This is a genomic window from Micromonospora sp. WMMC250, assembly GCF_027460215.1.
In the GTDB taxonomy this organism is placed as follows: domain Bacteria; phylum Actinomycetota; class Actinomycetes; order Mycobacteriales; family Micromonosporaceae; genus Micromonospora; species Micromonospora taraxaci.
The window spans coordinates 7,153,677-7,173,553 of record NZ_JAPZBJ010000002.1 but is presented as its reverse complement, the minus strand read 5'-3'; the positions used below and the strand labels follow the sequence as shown (position 1 = coordinate 7,173,553).

General features: G+C 70.8%; 23 protein-coding genes. 13 read left to right on the top strand and 10 right to left on the bottom strand.

Translation table 11 applies throughout. From position 1 onward, the window contains the following. The first annotated feature begins 11 nt into the window (after positions 1-11). Entirely contained in the window at positions 12-335 is a 324-nt protein-coding gene (locus O3438_RS32665; protein ID WP_269683315.1) for a hypothetical protein, read from the top strand. Beyond that, positions 332-730 carry a hypothetical protein gene (locus O3438_RS32660; RefSeq protein ID WP_269683314.1) on the top strand — a complete coding sequence of 133 codons (399 nt, stop codon included), beginning with the start codon at positions 332-334 and terminating at the stop codon, positions 728-730. Before O3438_RS32665 ends, O3438_RS32660 begins: the two co-directional genes overlap by 4 nt. Before the next feature lie 26 nt (positions 731-756). Here O3438_RS32660 and O3438_RS32655 read toward each other — a convergent pair whose 3' ends face one another. Both O3438_RS32655 and O3438_RS32650 read right to left on the bottom strand, forming a co-directional pair. Then, positions 757-1,011 carry a flavin reductase gene (locus tag O3438_RS32655; RefSeq protein ID WP_269683313.1) on the bottom strand — a complete coding sequence of 85 codons (255 nt, stop codon included), beginning with the start codon at positions 1,009-1,011 and terminating at the stop codon, positions 757-759. Continuing rightward, entirely contained in the window at positions 1,011-1,298 is a 288-nt protein-coding gene (locus O3438_RS32650) for a hypothetical protein (protein WP_269683312.1), read from the bottom strand. The genes O3438_RS32655 and O3438_RS32650 overlap by 1 nt, the downstream gene beginning before the upstream one ends. Positions 1,299-1,471: 173 nt before the next feature. Here O3438_RS32650 and O3438_RS32645 point away from each other — a divergent pair, with 173 nt between their 5' ends. The 5 genes from O3438_RS32645 to O3438_RS32625 all read left to right on the top strand — a co-directional run bounded on the left by O3438_RS32645 (position 1,472) and on the right by O3438_RS32625 (position 4,290). Then, positions 1,472-2,272 (top strand): helix-turn-helix domain-containing protein, encoded by an 801-nt coding sequence (locus tag O3438_RS32645; protein ID WP_088988668.1) that lies wholly within the window; start codon positions 1,472-1,474, stop codon positions 2,270-2,272. Next, positions 2,260-2,448: a DUF397 domain-containing protein gene (locus O3438_RS32640; protein ID WP_408630503.1), complete on the top strand. Its 189-nt coding sequence runs from the start codon at positions 2,260-2,262 to the stop codon at positions 2,446-2,448. Before O3438_RS32645 ends, O3438_RS32640 begins: the two co-directional genes overlap by 13 nt. 201 nt (positions 2,449-2,649) lie before the next feature. Continuing rightward, the gene (locus tag O3438_RS32635) at positions 2,650-3,351 is read left to right on the top strand and encodes a VOC family protein (RefSeq protein ID WP_269683311.1); all 702 of its coding nucleotides are present in this window, start codon (positions 2,650-2,652) and stop codon (positions 3,349-3,351) included. 184 nt (positions 3,352-3,535) lie between these two features. Continuing rightward, complete coding sequence (locus tag O3438_RS32630; RefSeq protein ID WP_269683310.1) at positions 3,536-3,967, top strand: hypothetical protein; 432 nt, start codon at positions 3,536-3,538, stop codon at positions 3,965-3,967. A gap of 47 nt (positions 3,968-4,014) precedes the next feature. Beyond that, positions 4,015-4,290, top strand: a complete 276-nt coding sequence (locus O3438_RS32625; protein ID WP_269683309.1) for a hypothetical protein — start codon at positions 4,015-4,017, stop codon at positions 4,288-4,290. A gap of 13 nt (positions 4,291-4,303) precedes the next feature. Here O3438_RS32625 and O3438_RS32620 read toward each other — a convergent pair whose 3' ends face one another. The 3 genes from O3438_RS32620 to O3438_RS32610 all read right to left on the bottom strand — a co-directional run bounded on the left by O3438_RS32620 (position 4,304) and on the right by O3438_RS32610 (position 6,864). Continuing rightward, a complete protein-coding gene (locus O3438_RS32620; protein WP_269683308.1) occupies positions 4,304-5,095 on the bottom strand; it encodes a L,D-transpeptidase family protein in 792 nt (263 codons plus the stop codon). Between the two features lie 393 nt (positions 5,096-5,488). Next, positions 5,489-6,202: an HAD family hydrolase gene (locus O3438_RS32615; RefSeq protein WP_269683307.1), complete on the bottom strand. Its 714-nt coding sequence runs from the start codon at positions 6,200-6,202 to the stop codon at positions 5,489-5,491. A 38-nt stretch (positions 6,203-6,240) separates the two neighbouring features. Then, on the bottom strand, positions 6,241-6,864 hold the full coding sequence (locus tag O3438_RS32610) for a TetR/AcrR family transcriptional regulator (protein ID WP_269683306.1): 624 nt from the start codon (positions 6,862-6,864) through the stop codon (positions 6,241-6,243). Positions 6,865-7,053: 189 nt separating this feature from the next. Between O3438_RS32610 and O3438_RS32605 the strand changes: the two genes are divergently transcribed. After that, positions 7,054-8,238, top strand: coding sequence for a low temperature requirement protein A (locus O3438_RS32605; RefSeq protein WP_269683305.1), 1,185 nt, complete (start codon positions 7,054-7,056; stop codon positions 8,236-8,238). A gap of 10 nt (positions 8,239-8,248) precedes the next feature. Here O3438_RS32605 and O3438_RS32600 read toward each other — a convergent pair whose 3' ends face one another. Continuing rightward, the gene (locus O3438_RS32600) at positions 8,249-9,142 is read right to left on the bottom strand and encodes an RNA polymerase sigma-70 factor (RefSeq protein WP_269683304.1); all 894 of its coding nucleotides are present in this window, start codon (positions 9,140-9,142) and stop codon (positions 8,249-8,251) included. Positions 9,143-9,338: 196 nt separating this feature from the next. On the opposite strand from O3438_RS32600, the gene O3438_RS32595 reads away from it, so the two are divergent. After that, complete coding sequence (locus O3438_RS32595) at positions 9,339-9,722, top strand: DoxX family protein (RefSeq protein WP_269683303.1); 384 nt, start codon at positions 9,339-9,341, stop codon at positions 9,720-9,722. A gap of 180 nt (positions 9,723-9,902) precedes the next feature. Here O3438_RS32595 and O3438_RS32590 read toward each other — a convergent pair whose 3' ends face one another. From O3438_RS32590 to O3438_RS32580, 3 genes are all read right to left on the bottom strand, one after another. Then, a complete protein-coding gene (locus O3438_RS32590; protein ID WP_269683302.1) occupies positions 9,903-10,370 on the bottom strand; it encodes a hypothetical protein in 468 nt (155 codons plus the stop codon). A gap of 145 nt (positions 10,371-10,515) precedes the next feature. Next, the gene (locus tag O3438_RS32585; protein ID WP_269683557.1) at positions 10,516-11,400 is read right to left on the bottom strand and encodes an IS3 family transposase; all 885 of its coding nucleotides are present in this window, start codon (positions 11,398-11,400) and stop codon (positions 10,516-10,518) included. A gap of 2 nt (positions 11,401-11,402) precedes the next feature. Further along, the gene (locus O3438_RS32580; RefSeq protein ID WP_269678633.1) at positions 11,403-11,702 is read right to left on the bottom strand and encodes a transposase; all 300 of its coding nucleotides are present in this window, start codon (positions 11,700-11,702) and stop codon (positions 11,403-11,405) included. Positions 11,703-11,864: 162 nt separating this feature from the next. On the opposite strand from O3438_RS32580, the gene O3438_RS32575 reads away from it, so the two are divergent. After that, on the top strand, positions 11,865-12,326 hold the full coding sequence (locus O3438_RS32575) for a MerR family DNA-binding transcriptional regulator (protein WP_269683301.1): 462 nt from the start codon (positions 11,865-11,867) through the stop codon (positions 12,324-12,326). Between the two features lie 17 nt (positions 12,327-12,343). After that, on the top strand, positions 12,344-13,378 hold the full coding sequence (locus O3438_RS32570) for an NAD-dependent epimerase/dehydratase family protein (protein ID WP_269683300.1): 1,035 nt from the start codon (positions 12,344-12,346) through the stop codon (positions 13,376-13,378). A 256-nt stretch (positions 13,379-13,634) separates the two neighbouring features. On the opposite strand, the gene O3438_RS32565 is transcribed toward O3438_RS32570, so the two are convergent. Then, entirely contained in the window at positions 13,635-16,340 is a 2,706-nt protein-coding gene (locus O3438_RS32565) for an MGH1-like glycoside hydrolase domain-containing protein (RefSeq protein ID WP_269683299.1), read from the bottom strand. A 42-nt stretch (positions 16,341-16,382) separates the two neighbouring features. Here O3438_RS32565 and O3438_RS32560 point away from each other — a divergent pair, with 42 nt between their 5' ends. Together O3438_RS32560 and O3438_RS32555 are read left to right on the top strand one after the other, a co-directional pair. Continuing rightward, complete coding sequence (locus O3438_RS32560; protein WP_269683298.1) at positions 16,383-18,326, top strand: amylo-alpha-1,6-glucosidase; 1,944 nt, start codon at positions 16,383-16,385, stop codon at positions 18,324-18,326. Between the two features lie 137 nt (positions 18,327-18,463). Continuing rightward, positions 18,464-19,798, top strand: coding sequence for a glycosyltransferase family 4 protein (locus tag O3438_RS32555; protein WP_269683297.1), 1,335 nt, complete (start codon positions 18,464-18,466; stop codon positions 19,796-19,798). Positions 19,799-19,877: the final 79 nt, after the last annotated feature.

The window sequence follows — 19,877 nt, the reverse complement described above, 5'->3', positions numbered from 1 at the left end:
ACGCTCCGCGTATGACAGAACCGCAGCGCCGATTCACGATCTCCGTCCCCCCGGACGTGAGTCAGATCCTGGAGAGCCAGGGCAACCGCATGGCCAGCGCCTACGTCACGGAGTCGGTGCGACGGCGCAGGCGGGTGGAGGAGCACAAGGAGATGCTGCTCGCCGCCGGCATTCACGTCACCGAGCAGGGTGTCGCCGAGGCTCGGGCCCTCCGCCTCGGCGTGGAAGCCGAGTGGACCCCGCAGCGGTTCGAGGCCGAGCGCGCCAAGATCCGAGCAGCGATGGAGGCCGAGCTGGACGGCGACGACGCGACTCCCCGCGCCGACGCCGCATGACCTCGGAGCCAAAGCCGCCGGTCCGGCTGATCCTGGACCGGTCGGCCCTGCTGGGGTACGCCGTGCTCCGCACGGTGCACGTGGGCGAGCCCGTCCACGAGGTCATCGAAGACGGGGTGCGGTTCGGGGTGCCGGTGGTGGCAGCGACCGAAGCGCTGACCATGGCGACAGGCAAGGACCTGGCCCTGCTGCACAGGCTTCTGACCCTGTCCGCCTGCGCCCTGCTTCCGGAGCGCACGGAGGACCTACCGGAACTGACCTTCTGGCAGCGCAAGACCCACCGCTTCGACCTGGCTGCCGCCGCCGTGGCGGGTTTCGTCCACGACGCCGCCGTGCTCACCGGTGAAGGCCCCGACTACTCCGGCGGGCTGCCGCTGATCCAGTTTCCGGGATGAACGACGCCGGCCTCTGCTAAGCGACGTCAGGTGCGGGCCCTGGCCCAGGAGAGGAAGCGCTCGGTCATCCGGGCCGGCGGGTGATCGGGGTGCAGTTGGGTGAGCTGGGTCGTCGCCTCGTGCATCAGGGTGCCGAGGTAGACGAGCAGGGCGGTCCGGCTTGTCCGGTACTCGGTGAGCAGCGCGAGTTTCGCGGGCTGGCAGGGCCACTCCCGGCCACAGTTGCGACACCGCCACAGCGGGCGCATGGCGACGTGCGGGACGGGCGGGCGGACCACCATCACAGCCACCGCGTTGCGTGCCGCGCGTGCCGGTCGTCCAGTTCCATGAACCAGGCAAAACGCTTCAGCACGGCGTGCGCGGGTGGGCCGTCCGACCGGGTTGCCAGGTCGCGAATCGCCGCGCCGGCCATCAGGAGCAGCAGGTGTACGAGTGCGGCCGTCTGGACGCCCGGCGGCGGGATCCCCTGGAAGGTCGCGCAGGGCCAGGGTTGCCCGCACGCCTCGCAGTTCCACTCGGGAGCAACGCCCAGGTGCCCCTGCGCGTAGTTCCGCACGTTCAGGAACATCGTCACCACCTCCACTCGCCTCGCCGCCCCGGCGGCTACCTCACCAGCAGTGACAGCTTGGCCACCACGCGACTACCGTCGATACGCACTCGGGTGATCCGCGCAGCTCAGCGACCCAGGCGAGCAGCGGCGGCGGACACACCGACGCGGGGTGAGCAGAGATTGGGGAATCGATGGGGACCGTCACCGACTACGTGCTGGAGGAGCTTCGCCTTCTCCGGGCCACGCTCGGGCTCAGTCAGGACGACTTCGGTCGGGGCATCGGCTATTCGGGCTCGCACGTCAGCTCGGTGGAGACCGGCGGACGGCCTCCCACGAAGGAGTACATGCGGGCGGTCGACACCCACCACGAGACCGGCGACCGATTCCAGCGGATGCTGGACCGGTTGGGCCGGCTGGACGCCGAACCGGCCTGGCTCCGCGAGTGGATCGAGTTCGAGCGGGAGGCGACCACGCTGCGCTGGTTCGAGCTGTCGTACGTGCCGGGTCTGTTGCAGACCGAGCGGTACGCCCGCGCGACGCTGGCCGGTGGGCGGTTCGACGCCGAGGACGTCGACCGGATCGTCGCGTCCCGGTTGGAGCGGCAGGCGATCCTGCACCGCCCGCGCCCGCCACAGCTCATCGCCGTCCTGGACGAGGCGGTGCTCCGGCGGCCGGTGCTCGACCAACCGGGTCTGATGGTCGAGCAGTGCGAGCACCTCGCCCAGGTGGCGACGGCGGAGCACATCCAGGTGCACGTCGTCCCGGCGGATGCGGGGATGTATCTGGGGATGGGCGGTCAGTTCATCATCGCCGAGATGCCGGACGGAGAGCGGGTGACTTATGCCGACAACCAGCTCACCGCACAGATCGTCGACGCATCGCCCGACGTCGCTAAGCTGGCGAAGACGTGGGAGATCGTGCGCAACGAAGCCCTCCCCCGCCGGCAGAGCATCGAGCTGATCAGGGAAGTGGCGAAGTCATGGACATTCTGAACCCGCAGTGGCGCAAGTCGACCAGGTCCGGCGGCAACGGCGGGGCCTGCGTCGAGGTCGCCGACAACCTCGCGCACGTGGTGCTGGTGCGCGACACCAAGGACCGCGACGGCGGCACCCTGCACGTCGACCCGGCAGCCTGGAAGGCGTTCATCGCGTACGCCAAGAAGCACTGACCGCGTCCGGCTGCCTCCACCCCCGCAAGATCCGCACAACATCCCTGATGTCGCGGTGTCAGGGTTGCCGGAGACAGCAACATCACCGAAACTGCGCGGATCTTGCGGACCGCCGCGGGCGGCGCGGCGCAGCGCGGGCGGACCGCCGCGGGCGGCGCGGCGCGGGCGGCGCTGGGCCGCCTCAGCAGGCATGCTGGAGGCATGATCGCGCGCTTCAAGGACCTCTGCCTGGACGCCGCCGACCCGCTCGCCCTGGGCGGCTTCTGGGCCCGCATGCTCGACGCCGACGTGGCCGACGCCGGTGACGGCGACACCCGGGTGGACCCCCGCTCGGCCCGATCGGACGCCGAGTCGATCTGGGTGAACCGGGTGCCCGAGCCGAAGGTCGGCCGGACCCGCGTACACCTGGATCTGCGGTTGGCCGACGCGGACCCGGCGGCGCTGCTCGCGGACGGTGCCCGACTGGTCAGCGCACCGGGCGCCGGTGTCGACCGGTGGGTGCTGGCCGACCCGGAGGGCAACGAGTTCTGCGCGCTCCCCGCCGGCGAGGGCACCAGGCCCGGCCCGGTCCACCTGGTGGCGGACACGATCGACCCGACCGCACAGGCGACCTGGTGGGCCGGCGTGCTCGGCGGCACCGTCGAGTACGGACCGACCGAAGCATCGGTGTTCGGTGCCGCCGGTTTCCCCTGGGAGAGCTGGGTGTTCGACGGGGTCACCGAGCCCAAGACGGTGAAGAACCGCATGCACTGGGACGTCGAGCTGGTCCACCCGCAACCCGACGCGCTGGTCGACGCCGGTGCGACGGTGCTGGCCGAGCCGACCGAGCGCAGCAGCTGGTGGGTGCTGGCCGACCCGGAGGGCAACGAGTTCTGCGCATTCGCACCGCGGCCAACCGGGTGAACGACCGACTACCCAGCGCGGGCGGCGTCGACTAGCGTTTTCCTAGCGCCGCAGCCAGCGCGTTCGCCGCCGCCGTCGACACGCCTCGGCCGACCCCAACCTGCCCGATCGGTTGGTAATCGCGGGAACGTCGCACCGCCGCTCCCCCGGTTCGGCAGGATCGTCCCAACGAGGAGGTGCCGTCGTGCAGGACACCCGCGCTCTCGCCCTGACATTCGAGGTGAGCGGCCTGCCACCGGTCAAGACCGAAGCGTTGTCCATCTTCGCCGCCGGGCATCGCCAGGCGACGAGGGTCCGCACCCTGCTCCAGGCCGCTCTCACCGCGGCCCAGCGCACCGGCTGGACGCCGTTGCCCGGGCCGGTCGAGGTCGACCTGGTCCTGCGATGCCCGCCCGGGCACCGTACGGCCGACGCCAGCACCCTGCTCGGCGGCGTCTGCGCGGTCTTGCAGGACAAGAAGCGGGTGTCGTCCATCGGCCTCAGCCACCTCGGCGTCCTGGTGGACGTCGCCCTCTACGACGACGACCGGCAGATCCGCCGCCTGTCGTTCCACGAGGAGCCGGCGGAGGACTTCTCATACCAGGTGCGGGTCGCCGCCGCACCGAACGGGGTTTGACCGACGTCCGCGGTGGGGTACCGCGGACGCCGACGAAGGGAGCACCGATGTCGGAGCCACATGTCACGCTCGACCCCCGCGGGCTCGACCCCGTGCAGCAGAAGCTGCGCGGCCCGCTGGAGGAGCAGCTGACCTCGGCGCTTCAGGCCGCCACCGACCGGGTCCGCGCCGACTACGCCGGCGAGCCGGTCGAGCAGGTCTGCCAACGCCTGTTGGAGGAGACCCGCTCCGGGTTGCATCCCGACATCGCCGCCGGCTTCAACCCGGACATGGACGAGTTCTGTCGCGTGGCGGTCGCCATCGTCCGGCGCGAGGCAAGCTGAGCCTTGCCGGCCCTCAATACCGGCCGAGCTGGGCGTACGGGCTGAGCACGATCCGGGGCGAGAGCGCCGGGTCGAGCCAGGTGAGCACGTCGACCAGGTGGTCGCGGGCCAGCGAGACGCAGCCGGCGGTGGCGTTGCCGCCGCTGGTGCTGAACTGGTGCAGGAAAATGCCGCTGCCCGCGTTCGGCACCGGCGTCGCCACGTTCGGCGGCATGTTGTAGGTGATCACCGCGAAGTGCGTGTACGCGGGGGTCTCCTGCCACAGCGCCTCGCTGGCCCCGCCCGGGTTCGTCGAGCTGTGCTGGAAGGTGTTGTAGCGCGCCGACGACGGGTTCTCGTTCCACCAGTCACCGCTGACCAGCCGGTGGTACGGATAGCGCACACCGGGGTTGGCGGCGATGCCGTACATGGTCGGGCCGATCGAGTAGACCCCGGTGGGAGTGGTCGGCACCCCCTCCACGTGGTTGTCGCTGAACCCCTTCGAGCCGAGCCGCGCGGGCAACGTCGACGAGGCGGGCTGCCAGCGACCCCGGACCTTCACGTACGCCTCGAGGGTCGCGTACGTCGTGGTGTAACTGGTCGCGCCCACCACGATCACCTGCCTGGTCTGCGTGGGCAGGGTGGTCAGGCGGGCAGCCAGGTTGCGGCGTGGCACCGTCGAGCGGGCGCGGTGCGGAGCCGGCACGGTGGCCCCCCACGTCGGAGCCGGCGGCCTGGTCGCGCCGAGCGCCGGCGCGGTCGGGGTGAGCACGGCCGGCACGGTGAGGCCCGCCGCGGCGCCCAACAGGAGAGATCTGCGCTTCATTCCGCCATCCTGACCGTCTGCCCGGCTCTTGTCTGCCCCGCGCGCCGGAGGTGGTGTGTGCGTGGTCGGGTCAGGACCGGGTCCGCAACTACCCGGCCCTGACCCCCGGCCGTCCGATGGGTGAGCGGACAGCTCCGGCACCCCGTCGCCCACGCGTGCACGGGGCGAGCCGCCGCTCTGCACTCAGCTCCACGGTGCCCACCAACCGAAGGCCGGCGTGCCGGCATCCCCGGTGGGGCCAGCAGCGCCGGCAAAGGTTAGGCGGGTCACGGCGGGCCGGACAAGCCACGACCGACCTCCGGCGGCGGTCTGACGTCACGCTGAAAAAACGGCATCTCGACGTAACGAGATGATTGTCGCCAGCGCTGTCGTGATTCCGGGCGTCTGCGGTGGTCAGAAGTGGCGGAGCAGGTCCCGGAACGCGGCCAGCCGCAGGACGCCGTCGTCGGTCGGGTCCAGCTCGTCGTCCTCCAGCGCCCAGGTGTTCTCGTTCGGGATGAACACCGCGTTCAGCCCGGCCGCCCGCGCCGGCAGGATGTCGGACTTCGGGGAGTTGCCGATCATCCACGCGGTGGACGGGTCGAAGCCGTGCTCCCGGACCAGCCACCGGTACGTCTCGGCGTTCTTCTCCCGCACGATGTGCGCGGCCCCGAAGTGGTGCAGCACGCCGCAGGCGTCCAGCTTGCGTTGCTGTTCCTCCCGGTCGCCCTTGGTCAGCAACAGCAGCTCGTGCCGGCTGGCCAGGTCGTCGAGCGCCTCGGCCACCCCGGGCATCAGCTCGACCCGGTGTTCCACGAGCGCCACGGCCAACCGGTCGATCTCCAGACGCTCGGCTTCGGTGGCGGGCCGTGCGCGCAGCCGTTCCAGACACTCCCCCAGGCTGCGCAGGAAGACCTTGCTGCCGTACCCGTGCGCCACCGCGTTGGCCCGCTCGATGTCGTCGAGGACGGCACGCAGCGCGACCCGGTCCAGTGTGGGGTGGTCCAGCCAGGACAGGAAGTCGTCGATCACCCGCTCGAAGACGACGTTGTTCTCCCACAGGGTGTCGTCCGCATCAAAGATCAACACCTTCGCCTGCCGCCGTGCCGCCGTGCCGTCCGCTGTCATGCCGCCCCCTCGCGATCACGCTGATGCGGCACGGAACTTTAGGGCATGTCGCCCGTCACGCCCACCGAGTTCCTGCTCGACGGGCTGGGCCACCGCAACAGACGTTGTGCGATCAACGACTCCCGCTCCTCCTGCCCGTCGGGTCGGAGTCGCCCGCCGCGGGTCAGCATCACCACGCCGTGCAGCAGGCTCCATCCCACCTCGGCGAGGGTGTCCGGGTCGCGCCCCTCGGCCAGGGGTGTCAGGGCCGCCCGCAGTTCGGCGAAGACCGCCCGCGGCGCGGCCGGCACACCATCCACGCCGAGCGCCAGGTCGGGGGTCAGCGCGAGCATCGCGTCGTAGACCTCCGGATTCGTGTACGCGAAGTCGAGGTACGCGGTCGCGACCGCCGGCCACGCACCGTCGGGGCTGTCCACGGCTTCGGCGTGTGCCTCCGCCAGATCGGCGGCCAGGTCGGCGAACGCGCACACGGCGACGGCGGCGAGCAGTGCCTCCAGGTCGGCGAAGTGTCGGTAGACGTCGCCGATGTCGACCTCGGCCCGTTCGGCGAGCCGGCGGGTGCTGACTCCCGCCCAGCCCTCCGCCTCGGCCAACTCACGCGCGACCGTGACAAGAAGGTCACGCCGGTCCTGTTCGGTGGCCTTCTCGGCAGGTCCGGGCACGACCACGAGCGTAAGCCCGCACCCCGCCGGTAGCCGCGTGGTGACAGATTGGTGACTGTTCGCACCTCCGGTCCCGGTACGCCACAGCCGTCCTCGTGGCTCGTTAGGCCAGGGGATCATCCGCGATGGGAGGCACATGGTGGTTCGGCGGCACCGGGCCGTGGCAGGTCGATGAGCGGGAAACGGCGAATGCCGCTGGTTCGCGGCGAGGCCACCCGTCAGCGGGCCACCTTCCTGGAGCTCTTCCTGGACCTGGTCTTCGTCTTCGCCCTCACCCGCATCTCCGCACGCGTGATCGACGACTTCACCGACGGCCAGCGTGGTGTTCTCGCGGGTCTCGGTCAGGCGCTTCTGCTGTTCCTGGCGCTCTGGGCCGTCTGGTCGTTGACCGTCTGGTCGACCAGCTGGCTGGACCCGGAGGCACCGGTGGTCCAGACCGTCATCGTCATCACGATGCTCGGCGCCATGACGATGGCCGTCGCGGTGCCCGACGGCTTCGGCGCGCGGGCACCGCTCTTCGCGATCACCTACGTGTGCCTCCAGATCGGGCGCGTGGTCTACTTCCACCTCGCCGCGCACGGCCAGCCCAATCCACGGCAGACCCTCCGCGTCCTGATCTGGTTCGGTCTGAGCGCGCCGCTCTGGGTCGTCGGTGGCCTGGCCGACGACGGCACGGTCCGAGGACCACTCTGGTCGTTCGCGCTGCTGATCGACTACACCGGGCTGGCGCTCGGCTGGCCGACTCCCCGGATCGGCAGACAACGGATCGGCGGCCAGATGATCGCCGCCGAGCACCTGTCCGAGCGGTACCAACAGTTCCTCCTCATCGCGATCGGTGAGGCGATCTTCGTCATCGGGGTGGCGTTCAGCAGCAGCGGATTCCACGTCGACGAGGCCGCCGGCTTCGTTCTCGCACTGGCGAGCACCGTCCTGCTCTGGCGGATCTATTTCCACGTCGCGGGAAAGGTGCTGGACGCCGCCGTCGGCCGCTCCCGGCACGCCGATCGACTCGCCACCGACATGGCGTTCGCCCATCTGACCATGATCGCGGGGATCGTCCTCACCGGCGTCGGCTTCGAACTGTTCATCACCGAACCCCTCGGGCACCTCCCAGCGGCCTGGCTCATCGCCATCCTCGGCGGTCCGGCGCTCTTCCTCGCCGGACGATCGGCCCTCGAACACCAGGTGTTCGCCCGGGTCTCCCGCTCCCGGCTGGCCGGCCTCCTCGCCCTCGGCCTGCTCGTGCCGGTCGCCCTGCACCTCGACCCGCTCACCGCCGGGGCGACCGCCGCCGTGGTGCTGCTCGGCGTCGCGGGCGCGGACGCACGACACTCCCGCCGACACCCACGGGAGACCCCGACGCCGCCGTACTAGATGACGGTCCTCAACGACGCAGGGTCGTCTCCCTCCGCATGTGCGACAACTTCTCCGGGTTACGCACGGTGTAGAGCGCGCTGACGAGACCGTCGTCGATGCGCAGCGCGACCACCGTGTCGATCTCGCCGTCGAACCGGAGCACCAGCGCCGGGTAGCCATTGACCTGGGCTGGACGCAACGACATGGCGGCTGCCCTGGCCTCCGTGCTGGCCAGTAGCCGGGCCACCTTGTCGGCCCCGACGACCGGCCGCAGCACCGCCTGTTTGATCCCGCCGCCGTCGCCCAGGAACACGGCGTCCGGCGCGAGAACGTCGAGCAGGCCCTGCACGTCGCCGGTCTCCACGGCCCGCCGGAACGCGTCGAGCGCACGCCGGGTCTCGGCCGGGGAGACGGCCCCGCGAGGTCGACGCGCGGCGACGTGCGCCCGCGCCCGATGGGCGATCTGGCGGACGGCGGCCGCGCTCTTGTCGACAGCGTCGGCGATCTCGTCGTAGCCAAGGTCGAAGACCTCGCGGAGGACGAACACCGCCCGCTCGGTCGGCGCGAGCGTCTCCAGCACCAGCAGCATCGCCATCGAGACGCTCTCGGCGAGTTCGACGTCGTCGGCGACGTCGGGCGCGGTCAGCAACGGCTCCGGCAACCAGGAGCCGACGTACGACTCCCTGCGCCGCCCGACCGTCCGCAGCCGGTTCAGCGACTGCCGGGTGGTGATCCGGACCAGGTACGCGCGCTGGTCCCGCACCGCCGACAGATCCGCGTCCGCCCACCGCAGCCAGGTCTCCTGGAGTACGTCCTCAGCGTCGGCGGCAGAGCCGAGCATCTCGTAGGCGACGGTGAAGAGCAGGTTCCGGTGGGCGATGAACGCGTCGACGGCGGGGCCCGCCCGGCCGTCCTCGGTCATGGCCTCGCTCCCCAGGTCCGGAATGTGCCCACCACAGCTGGCTCCAGTCTCGTCGATCCCGATGGCATCGCGCACGAGACACCGGTGCCGTGCCGTCTGTGACACCGGGCAGGCGTGGGCCGCGTCACCCCGGCACCCCTGTCACAGCGGGCAGGTCGGCGGTGTCCTGTGGTCGAACCGAGACGGAAGGAACCTCATGAACCTGGCACTGTGGATCGCGGCCGGACTGTTGGCCGCAGTCGCCCTGGCCGGCGGCGTCACCAAGACGTTCGTACCCAAGGAGAAGCTGGCCGCTGCCAACGGCGGCGGGTGGACCGCCGACGCCAGCGTGGGCTTCGTCAAGACCCTCGGGATCCTCGAAATCCTGGCCGCGATCGGCCTGATCCTGCCCGCCGTGCTCGACATCGCACCGGTGCTGGTGCCGGTGACCGCCCTCTGCTGGGTCCTGCTGATGGTCGGCGCCGTGATCACCCACCTGCGCTACGGCGAGGCGAAGTTCATCGTGCTGAACCTGCTCTACCTCGCGGTGGCCGCCTTCGTCGCCTGGGGTCGGCTCGGACCCGAGCCCTTCGGCGGCTGACTGGATGTCATGATCTTTCGATGTCCCCAGGGGAGGTCGTCACGGGCGTCGTGGTGCCGGTGCTTTTCGTCTTCTGGGCCGGATTCATGTTCGTCTCCGACCGGCCCGAGACGTTCTTCCGGTCGCACGGCTGACAGGCAGGCGGAGGCAGACGGCTGAGGTGCCCCGGCGGCTCGGCAATCAGGCGTCCCACAACGCCTTGATGCCGTGGGTCTTGAGCAGCGCGGGCATCGGGTCGGCGAGGTGCCGCCGCCGGGGTCGCCAGATGCGGCCCACCTTCGTCGACGCGTTGGGCCCCGGCACGTCGTACGGGCCGCCTCGGGGATAGACCTCCAGGGTGCTGCCCCACATTCCCGCGTCCACCCAGCCCATCCGCTCGATCTCCGTCCAGGCGAACGAGCGGAGTAGGCCCTGACGATCGCGGATCAGCAGCCCGACGTCGTCCGCGAGCACCGCGTTCTGCCAGCGGGTGAACGCGATGACGACCGACGCGACACCGAACAGCACCATCGTCCAGTTGACCACATCGACGAGCACCCCGACCACGATCATCGCGGCCAGGAACGCCCCCGGTATCGCGACGGCGGGCCAGACCCGCGACTGCCCGAGAACGACCGTCTCGCCCACCGGCCGCACCGGCTCCCCCATGCGCACTCACGTTAATGAATGAGCCACCCAACGGCACGTCGAGCCCAGCGCCGCACCCTGCCGCACCACCGGCCCGTCGCGCAAGATCCACGCAATAACACTGATGTTGCTGCCTGTCAATCCCCTGGAATCGTGGAGGGCTCCGTTATGCGGCCTGGGCCTCCAGGGCGCGGGTCTCTGATCGCTCGTAGTCGATGGGTGAGCGCCAGTCGCAGACGGAGTGCCGGCGGCGCCGGTTGTAGAAGTCGGTGATCCAGGTGGCGATCTTCAGGCGGGCCTCGGTACGGGTGCGGAAGTGACGGCGGTGCACGTACTCGACCTTGATGGTGGAGAAGGTGGCCTCGGCGACGGCGTTGTCGAAGCACGACCCGACCCGGCCCATCGACTGGCGTACCCTCCACCGGTTGCAGGCTCGGGCGAAGTCGGCCGAGCAGTATTCGCTGCCCCTGTCGCTGTGGAAGATCACCCCTTCGGCGTTGCCGCCGCGGGTGACGGCGGCCATGTTCAGCGCGGCGACGACCAGCCCGGCGTCGTGGTGGGCGCCCATGGCGTAGCCGAGGATGCGACGGGAGTACAGGTCGATGACGGTGGCCAGGTAGAGCTTGCCCTCGTCGGTGCGGATCTCGGTCATGTCGCCGCACCAGGCGACATCCGGTGCCGGTGCGGTGAACACCCGCTTGACCAGGTCCGGTGCGGCCGGACGCTTACCTTGGCGGGTCAGGCCGCGCCGGCGGCGCTTGACCCGGGCGGTTAAGCCCAGCTCGGCCATGAGCTGCGCGATCGTGTTGTCCGATACCTGCCAGCCGGACTCGCGCAGCTCGATGCCGATACGCGGGCTGCCGTAGGTGCCGCCCGAGTCGTCGAACACCTTCTGGACCGCGGCTGCCAGCCGGGCACGCCGATCATCGCGGGGCGTTGGCGGCCGGTCACGCCACTTGTAGAACCACGACTCGGACACCCCCAACGCCCGGCAGGCGATCGCGTGCGGCACGGAATGCTCGGTCCTCTGGGAAGCGATGAACCCGGCCACGCTCACCGGCCCGTCGCCTCCTTGACCCACAGGACCACGGATCGCTTGAGGACATCACGCTCCATCGCCAGCTCGGCGTTCTCCCGCCGCAACCGCGCCAGCTCCGCCCGCTCGTCCTCAGCCAACTGCCCGGCAGCGGCCTCACCGCGCGCCTCGCGGTCCCTCTTCACCCAGTTCGCCAGGGTCCCACTGTTAATCCCCAGGTCACGAGCGACCTGCGCGATCGACTTACCCGTCTCCCGCACGATGCGCACCGCGCCCGCCCGGAACTCCGGATCGAACTGGCGTCTCGTCTCAGCCATGAACCTCTATCCCTCAAGCTCTGGCCTCCACGCTACGAGGGGAAGGGCATGCCTGCGGCCGCCTAGAGGCAGCACCATCACCGAAGTTGCGCGGATCTTGCTCGGTGTCGCTCCGATCACATCGTTTGACGTGAAGCGCTTGAAGTTGGGGACGCTTCAGTCATGGCAGCGACGAAGGCGGATCGGGAGCGGACAGAACCACCCCTCACCATCCAGGAGATGGCCCAACGGTCGGGCTTCAGCGAGCCAACGCTGCGGTACTACGAAAAGATCGGCCTGCTCGGCCCGGTTCCGCGCGACGACAGCAGCGGTCACCGCCGCTACCACGGGGCGCTCGCCGAACGCGTCGACGCCCTGGCCTGCCTACGGTCGTCCGGGATGAGCGTCGCGGAGATGCGCCGCTACCTGACGCTGCTCGACGAGGGCGACCGCGCGGCGGCTGCCGAACAACGTGACCTCTTCACCCGGCACGCCGACCGGCTGTCCGGGGAGATCGAGCGCCTACGGGTACGCCAGGCCTACATGCGCGGCAAGGCGGACATGTGGGACGCGCGGTACCGGGGCGACACGGATGCCGAGGAACGCGCGATCGAGCAGGTCGAGCACGTTCTTCGGCGTTTCTGAGCAAGGATGGGACAAACATGTTGAACGATGACGACGCCCTGGTGTTGGTGACCGGTGCCACCGGCCACGTCGGCGGGTACTCCGTCGCCCGACTGCTCGATGAGGGCTACCGGGTGCGGGTCAGTGTCCGCGAGGCGGGCCAGCGCGACGAGGTGCTTGACCGGGTCCGGCAGGCCGGCGCAGACCCGGACGGCCGGGTCGAGTTCCGGACGGCGGCCCTGTCCGCGGATGAGGGCTGGGCCGAGGCAGTCGACGGGGCACGGTACGTGCTGCACCACGCGTCGCCGTTTCCGTTCACCCCGCCGGAGAACGACGACGAGGTGATCCGGCCCGCCCGCGACGGAGCGCTGCGCGTCCTGCGGGCCGCACGGCAGACCGGGGTACGACGGGTGGTCCTGACCTCGTCGTACGCGGCGGTGGGTTACACGGTGAAACCTGACGGTCGGTACAGCGAAGCGGACTGGACCAACGTGGACGACGACATCCCGGCGTACCACCGGTCGAAGACACTCGCCGAGCGCGCGGCGTGGGACTACGTCCGGGACAACGGCGGGGTCGAGCTGAGCGTCGTCAACCCGACCGGCATCTTCGGGCCGCTGCTGGGGCCACGGGTCTCCGCGTCGACCGGCCTGGTGCAGGCGTTCCTTACCGGGGCGATGCCTGTCGTACCCCGGATGTACTTCGGTGTCGTCGACGTCCGGGACGTGGTCGACCTGCACCTGCGCGCGATGCTGCACCCGGACGCCGCCGGTGAGCGGTTCATCGGCGTTGGCGGCCCGTCGGTCAGCTTCCTCGACATGGCACAGATGCTGGCGCGGCACCTGCCGAGCCTGGCCGACCGGGTGCCGGCGCGGGAACTCACTGACGAGGAGGTCCTACGGGCGGCCGCGACCGAACCGGCCCTGCGCGAGGCCGCCGCCCTGCGTGGGCAGGTCCCGATGATCAGCAACGAGAAGGCGCGGGACGTCCTCGGCTGGCGCACCCGCCCGGTGGAGACGACCATCACCGAGACCGCGGACAGCCTGATCAAGCTCGGCCTGGTCACCGCCTGACCCCGCCCCGCGCCCCGCGCCCCGCGCCCCGCGCCCCGCGCCCCGGCATGATCGTGCTCGATCCAGGAAGTAGTGGCCTCCTGCTCCGGTCCACACCACTACAACAAGGATCGAGCGCGATCATGCCGCTCCCCGCCGGCAAGATCCGCGCACTTTCGGTGATGGTGCTGTCTCACGGACGCCGGAGGCAGCACCATCACCGATGTTGCGCGGATCTTGGTCGGGGCGAAGCCCACGCGGGGCGAAGCGCGCGACCTTAGCGGCGCAACGTGAGGATCAGGTCGGCCACCAGGGCCGTCCAGCCGGTCTGGTGCCAGGCGCCCAGGCCGGCCCCGTTGTCGCCGTGGAAGTACTCGGGGAAGGCGATCAGGTCGCGCCAGTCCGGTTGGGTCTGGAACATCTGCGCGGCGCCGTAGATCGGCCGTCGACCCCAGTCGTCCTGGGTGAACAGCGAGATCAGCCGGGTGGAGAGGTCGTCGGCGATCTCGTCCAGGGTGCGCTTCACGCCGGAGCGGGTCGGGTACTCCACCTGGAGGTCGTCGCCGAAGAACGCCGCGTAGTCGCGGAGCGCGCTGATCAGCAGGAAGTTCGTCGGCATCCAGATCGGACCGCGCCAGTTCGAGTTGCCGCCGAACAGACCGCTCGTCGACTCGGCCGGCTCGTAGCCGACGGAGAACTCCTGCCCGCCGAGGGTGACCGAGAACGGTTTGTCCAGGTGCGCGCGGGAGAGCGTACGCAGGCCGAAGTCGGAGAGGAACTCGTCGGGGTCGAGCATCCGGGCGAGGAGCCGGACCACCTGCTCCGGGCCGACCATGGACAGCAGCCGTTGCTGCCGGCCGTCGGGGCCCAGCCGGCGGGTGCCGATCACCTGGGCGTACTCCGGGCGGTTGGTGAGGAACCAGCGCAACCGCGCGCCCAGCTCCGGCAGACGGTGCAGGGTCTTCGCGGTGAGCCGGGTGGTGGCGGCCAGCGGCAGCAGCCCGACGACCGAGCGGACCTTCAGCGGCACCTTCGTACCGTCGGCGAGGCGCAGCACGTCGTAGAAGAACGCGTCCTCGTCGTCCCACAGCCCCTGCTCGTACGCGGCGGCGGCGATGTACGCGAAGTGCTCGAAGAACTTGGTGGCGGTGTCCACCCAGGTCCGGTCGTGTTCGGCGAGCACGATGGCCATGTCGAGCATGTTCAGCGCGTACATGCCCATCCAGCCGGTGCCGTCGGACTGCTCCAGCACACCGGCCACCGGCAGCGCCGCCGAACGGTCGAACGGCCCGACGTTGTCCAGCCCGAGGAAGCCGCCCTCGAAGACGTTGTTGCCGCCGGTGTCCTTGCGGTTGACCCACCAGGTGAAGTTGAGCAGCAGCTTGTGCATCACCCGGGCCAGGAACTCGTAGTCCCGCCCGCCGTCGATCTCGAACACCTTCAGCGCCGCCCACGCGTGCACGGGCGGGTTCACGTCACCGAACGCCCACTCGTACGCCGGGATCTGCCCGTTGGGGTGCAGGTACCACTCGCGCAGCAGGAGCAGCAGTTGGTCCTTGGCGAAGCCGGGGTCGACCCGGGCGATGCTCACGCAGTGGAAGGCCAGGTCCCAGGCCGCGTACCACGGGTATTCCCAGGGGTCGGGCATCGAGATGACGTCGAAGCTGGTCATGTGCCACCAGGCGCTGTTGCGCCCGTGTCGGCGGCCGGCCGGCGGGGTGGAGCCGGGGTCTCCTTCGAGCCAGCGCTTGACGTCGAAGTGGTAGAACTGCTTGCCCCACATCAGCCCGGCGATGGCCTGCCGTGCCACCAGCGCCTCGTCGGGGGTGGCGGCCGGCGGGATGATCCCGGCGAAGAACCTGTTCGCCTCGGCCCGCCGCGCCCACACCACGGCCTCGAATCCGGCGCTGAGGTCGGCCGGGGGCGGCGGCGCGGCGGCCGGGGGTGACGCGGTGCGGGTCAGCCGCAGCCGGATCTGACGCTGCCCGCCGGCGGGCACGTCGAGCACGTAGTGCAGCGCGCCCTTGGTGCCCTCCCGGTCGGGGTTGACAGTGGCCGCGCCGTTGACGACGTGGTCGTTGATGCCGTCCTTGGGATATTTCGAGCGGCCGGGTAGGCCCCAGAGACGTTCGGCGTTGGTGTCGTTGTCGCAGAGCAGCGGCACCGGGCCCCCGTCGCCTTCGAGCAGCAGCTGGCCGAGCACCCGGTGTTCGCCGACGAGCCGGGTGCCCTGACCGGTGATCCGGGGAATCCGGTCGCCGCCGGGCAACCCCCATGCCCAGGTGTTACGGAACCACAGGGTGGGCAGCACGTGCAGGGTCGCCGCCTCGTCACCCCGGTTGGCGACGGTCACCACCATGCAGATGTCGGTCGGGGACGCCTTGGCGTAGTCGACGGTCACCGCCCAGTACCGGTCCTCGTCGAAGATCCCGGTGTCCACCAGCTCGTACTCGGTGTCGTCGCGGCCGCGCAACGCGTTCACCGCGACGAGTTCGTCGTACGGGAAGGCGGCCTGGGGGTAGTGGTAGCGCCAGCGCATCCAGGAGTGCGTCGGGGTGCTGTCGAGATACCACCAGTACTCCTTGGCGTCCTCGCCGTGGTTGCCGCCGTCGCCGCCGAGGCCGAACATCCGCTCCTTGAGGATCGGGTCCTTGCCGTTCCAGAGCGCGAGGGCGAACGCGAAGGTCTGTCGGTCGTCGCAGACGCCGGCCATTCCGTCTTCATTCCACCGGTAGGCTCTGGACCGCGCGTGGTCGTGCGGGAAGTAGTCCCAGGCCGTACCGTGCTCGCTGTAGTCCTCCCGTACCGTCCCCCACGCCCGTTCGGACAGATAGGGACCCCATGCACGCCAGTCCTGCTCCCCCGAGTCGGCCTGGGCGAGCCGGAGCCGCTCAGCGTCGGGTGGCGAGGCGTCGGAGGACGATCCGTCAGTGATCACGTGCACATCTTTGACGTCGCCGGGGTGCTTGACCACAGCGGCCATTCTCGTCGTGGCGTGTTACACCTCGCCGCAAGTGGAGGAAAGTTGATCGACATGCGTTTCGGCCCCCAGGTCTGCGGCGATCTGACCAGCTCCGCGAGCCGGGAGTGGCTGGTCCCGGACGGCCTCGGCGGATACGCGATGGGCACTGTCGGCGGGCTCCGGACGCGCCGGTACCACGGCTTGCTGGTCGTTCCCGGCGAAACGCCGGCGTCCCGCCAGGTGGGACTGGTCAGCCTCGACCCGGCGGTCACGCTGCCGTCCGGCGCGCGGGTGCGGCTCGGCGCGCACGAGTGGTCCTCCGGCGACGTGGACCCGCGTGGCTTCGAGTTGCTGGAGCGCTTCGACCTGGTCGACGGCCTGCCCCGGTGGCGGTGGCGGATCGGCGCGGTGGTGATCGAGCGGGAGGTCGCCATGCTGCCCGGCCGCTCCTGCGTGTCGGTGGTGCACCGGCTGGTCGCCGGCGGGCCCGTCCGGCTGGAGCTGTCGGCCGCCTGCACCTGGCGTGACGCGCACGGCGAACGGCGGGCCGACGGCCCGGTTCCCCAGGTCGAGGCGGTGGCCGACGGAGCGGTGGTGGAGGGCGCGTACCGGCTGTCCGGGCCGGGCTGGGCGCCCGAGGGGCAGTGGTGGCTGGGCGTACACCACCGTGAGGAGGCCAATCGGGGCCTGAACCCGGACGAGGACCTGTGGTACGCGGGGCGGTTCGTCGGCGAACTGGAACGCCCCGGCGACACGGTGTCGGTGCGGGCGTGGGCCGGTCGACTCGACGAGGAGCCGCCGCCGGCCACCGAGATCGTGGAAACGGCCCGACGGCGCAACCGGCAGGTGGTGGCGGCGGCGAAGCCGGCCGACCCGGTCGAGGCGACGCTCACCCTGGCCGCTGACGCGTTCGTGGTGCGCCCCGGCGGGCGGGCCGTCGACGTGGTGGCCGGCTACCCGTGGTTCGGCGCCTGGTCGCGGGACACGATGATCTCCTACGAGGGGTTGTTCCTCTGCACGGGTCGCGCCGACGAGGGCCGTGAGCTGCTGCGGGCGTACGCGGCCACGCTGTCCGAGGGGATGCTCGCCAACACGGCCGACACCGGTCGGGTGGAGTACAACACCGTCGACGGCACGCTGTGGTTCCTGCACGCGGTGAGTCGGCACGTCACCGTCACGGGTGACACCGACCTGGGTGACGAGCTGCTGCCCGCGTTGGGTCAGGTGGTCGACGCCCACGTGGCCGGCACCCGCTATGGGATCACCGTCGACCCGGCCGACGGGCTGCTCAGCCAGGGCGCCCCCGGCACCGCGCTGACCTGGATGGACGCCCGGGTGTACGGGGTGCCGGTCACCCCTCGTACCGGCAAGCCAGTGGAGGTCAACGCGTTGTGGATCAACGGGTTGGCCGGGCTCGCGGAGCTGACCGAGCTGGCCGGGCGCAACGCGGACGAGCTGTGGCGACGGCACGGGCAGGCCACCGCCTCGTTCCGGGAGCGCTACCCCGCGCCGACCGGCTGGCTGCACGACGTGCTGGACGCACCCGCTCCCGCGTACCCGCTGGGCGGAGCCGCCCTGCACGACGACGACGCGCTGCGCCCCAACCAGCTGCTGGCCTGGTCGCTGCCGTACGCGCCGATGGACCCGGACGAGACCACGTTGCGGCGTATCGGCGACGGGTTGCTCACGCCGCTCGGGCCGCGCAGTCTCGCCCCCGACGCGGCCGAGTTCGTGGGCCGGCACCGGGGTGGCCCCGCCGAGCGCGACGGCGGCTACCACCAGGGCACGGTCTGGCCGTGGCTGCTCGGGCCGTACGTGGACGCGTGCCGCAAGGGCAAGATGTCGGTCGATGACGTGTTCGTCGGTATCGAGGCGCATCTGACCGAATATGGGCTAGGCTCGGTGAGCGAGACGGCCGACGGCCTCGCGCCGCACGCCGCGACCGGCTGCCCCTTCCAGGCGTGGTCGGTGGCCGAGCTGCTGCGGGTGCGCCGAAAGAGCCAGTAGCGCTTTACACGACCGCAACGGCAGTGTCTCCGCTGGTTATCTCGATCCCGGCAGGATTGGCCCCGATCCAGACGCGACGGCGACACCGGCTCCGGTGTCGGTCGGCGCGCGCCCGGGGACAACTCAAAGGGGGCCGCATGTCACCCGACGCCCACGTGATCGACATCCACCCCGCCCGGCAACTGCGGGTGCTGATGCTCTCCTGGGAGTACCCGCCGGTGCTCGTCGGCGGCCTCGGCCGCCACGTGCACGCCCTCTCCGTCGCCCTCGCCGCCGCCGGCCACGAGGTCACCGTCGTCACCCGCCACTCCGAGGGCGCACCCCTGGAGGAGTACGCCGACGGCGTGCGCATCCTGCGCGCCCCCGAGGACCCGGTGACCTTCCCCCTCGCCACCAGCAGCCTGCTGGCGTGGACGATGGCGTTCAACCACACCCTCACCCGTGCCGCGCTGCGCGCCACCGAGGCCGGCTCGTACGACGTCATCCACGCCCACGACTGGCTCGTCGCCCACACCGCCGTCACCCTGGCCGAGCACCTGGACCTGCCCCTGGTCACCACCATGCACGCCACCGAGGCGGGCCGGCACCAGGGCTGGCTGCCGGAGGAGATGAACCGCACCATCCACGGCGTCGAGCACTGGCTCAGCGGCGCCTCCATCCGGGTGATCGCCTGCTCGGGATACATGCGCGAGCAGGTCAGCACGCTGTTCGACGTACCGGCGACGCAGGTCGACGTGGTGCCCAACGGGGTGGACGACCGGGCCTGGCGGGCGCGACCACGGGCGGTCGCGTCGGCCCGCGCGCGGTTCGCCGGGGACGGCCCTCTGGTGGGGTACGCCGGGCGACTGGTCTACGAGAAGGGCGTCCAGCACCTGATGCACGCGGTGCCCCGACTTCGTAAGGAACACCCGGGGCTGCGCGTGGTGATCGCCGGGGACGGCCCGTACCGCGCCGAGTTGGAGGCCGAGGCCCGACGACTGGCGCTCAGCTCGACGGTGCGGTTCACCGGTTTCCTCGACTCCACCCAGCTGCCGGCGATGCTCGGGGCCACCGACGCGACGGTGGTGCCCAGCCTCTACGAGCCGTTCGGCATGGTGGCGCTGGAGGCGGCGGCCGCCGGCGCACCGCTCGCGGTGGCCCGCACCGGCGGGCTCGCCGAGATCGTCGAGCCCGGCGTCACCGGTGTGACGTTCCCGCACAGCGACCCGGACGCGCTCGCCGGCGCGGTCGGCCAACTGCTCGGTGACGAGGTCTTCGCCCGGCGGGTGGCGCGAAGGGCCCGCACCATGGTCGGCCAGCGGTACGGCTGGGCCAGCATCGCCGCCCGTACCGCCGCGAGTTACACCGCCGCCCGACGCGAACACGGCCCACTACAGGCCCGCCGGGCCGCCGCCCGACTGGCGGGCGGGAGCTCCCGGATCGCCATCCCGGAGGGCAATCTGCTCGCCCGCCTCGACCCCGCCGCGTGCTGAGATACGTCGGACGAGCTATAGGTAGCTTCCGATCCGCTGGTTAGGGTGTAGCCCGGACAGCGGCTGAGGAGGAGCGTGC

Coding starts and splice junctions, on each gene's coding strand:
- O3438_RS32590 (WP_269683302.1), bottom strand. CDS start 10,370: ATGGGGGAGCCGGTGCGGCCGGTGGGCGAGACGGTCGTTCTCGGGCAG.
- O3438_RS32650 (WP_269683312.1), bottom strand. CDS start 1,298: ATGTTCCTGAACGTGCGGAACTACGCGCAGGGGCACCTGGGCGTTGCT.
- O3438_RS32625 (WP_269683309.1), top strand. CDS start 4,015: ATGTCGGAGCCACATGTCACGCTCGACCCCCGCGGGCTCGACCCCGTG.
- O3438_RS32570 (WP_269683300.1), top strand. CDS start 12,344: ATGTTGAACGATGACGACGCCCTGGTGTTGGTGACCGGTGCCACCGGC.
- O3438_RS32605 (WP_269683305.1), top strand. CDS start 7,054: ATGCCGCTGGTTCGCGGCGAGGCCACCCGTCAGCGGGCCACCTTCCTG.
- O3438_RS32580 (WP_269678633.1), bottom strand. CDS start 11,702: ATGGCTGAGACGAGACGCCAGTTCGATCCGGAGTTCCGGGCGGGCGCG.
- O3438_RS32665 (WP_269683315.1), top strand. CDS start 12: ATGACAGAACCGCAGCGCCGATTCACGATCTCCGTCCCCCCGGACGTG.
- O3438_RS32565 (WP_269683299.1), bottom strand. CDS start 16,340: ATGGCCGCTGTGGTCAAGCACCCCGGCGACGTCAAAGATGTGCACGTG.
- O3438_RS32600 (WP_269683304.1), bottom strand. CDS start 9,142: ATGACCGAGGACGGCCGGGCGGGCCCCGCCGTCGACGCGTTCATCGCC.
- O3438_RS32620 (WP_269683308.1), bottom strand. CDS start 5,095: ATGAAGCGCAGATCTCTCCTGTTGGGCGCCGCGGCGGGCCTCACCGTG.
- O3438_RS32575 (WP_269683301.1), top strand. CDS start 11,865: ATGGCAGCGACGAAGGCGGATCGGGAGCGGACAGAACCACCCCTCACC.
- O3438_RS32595 (WP_269683303.1), top strand. CDS start 9,339: ATGAACCTGGCACTGTGGATCGCGGCCGGACTGTTGGCCGCAGTCGCC.
- O3438_RS32635 (WP_269683311.1), top strand. CDS start 2,650: ATGATCGCGCGCTTCAAGGACCTCTGCCTGGACGCCGCCGACCCGCTC.
- O3438_RS32640 (WP_408630503.1), top strand. CDS start 2,260: ATGGACATTCTGAACCCGCAGTGGCGCAAGTCGACCAGGTCCGGCGGC.
- O3438_RS32555 (WP_269683297.1), top strand. CDS start 18,464: ATGTCACCCGACGCCCACGTGATCGACATCCACCCCGCCCGGCAACTG.
- O3438_RS32660 (WP_269683314.1), top strand. CDS start 332: ATGACCTCGGAGCCAAAGCCGCCGGTCCGGCTGATCCTGGACCGGTCG.
- O3438_RS32615 (WP_269683307.1), bottom strand. CDS start 6,202: ATGACAGCGGACGGCACGGCGGCACGGCGGCAGGCGAAGGTGTTGATC.
- O3438_RS32655 (WP_269683313.1), bottom strand. CDS start 1,011: ATGGTGGTCCGCCCGCCCGTCCCGCACGTCGCCATGCGCCCGCTGTGG.
- O3438_RS32645 (WP_088988668.1), top strand. CDS start 1,472: ATGGGGACCGTCACCGACTACGTGCTGGAGGAGCTTCGCCTTCTCCGG.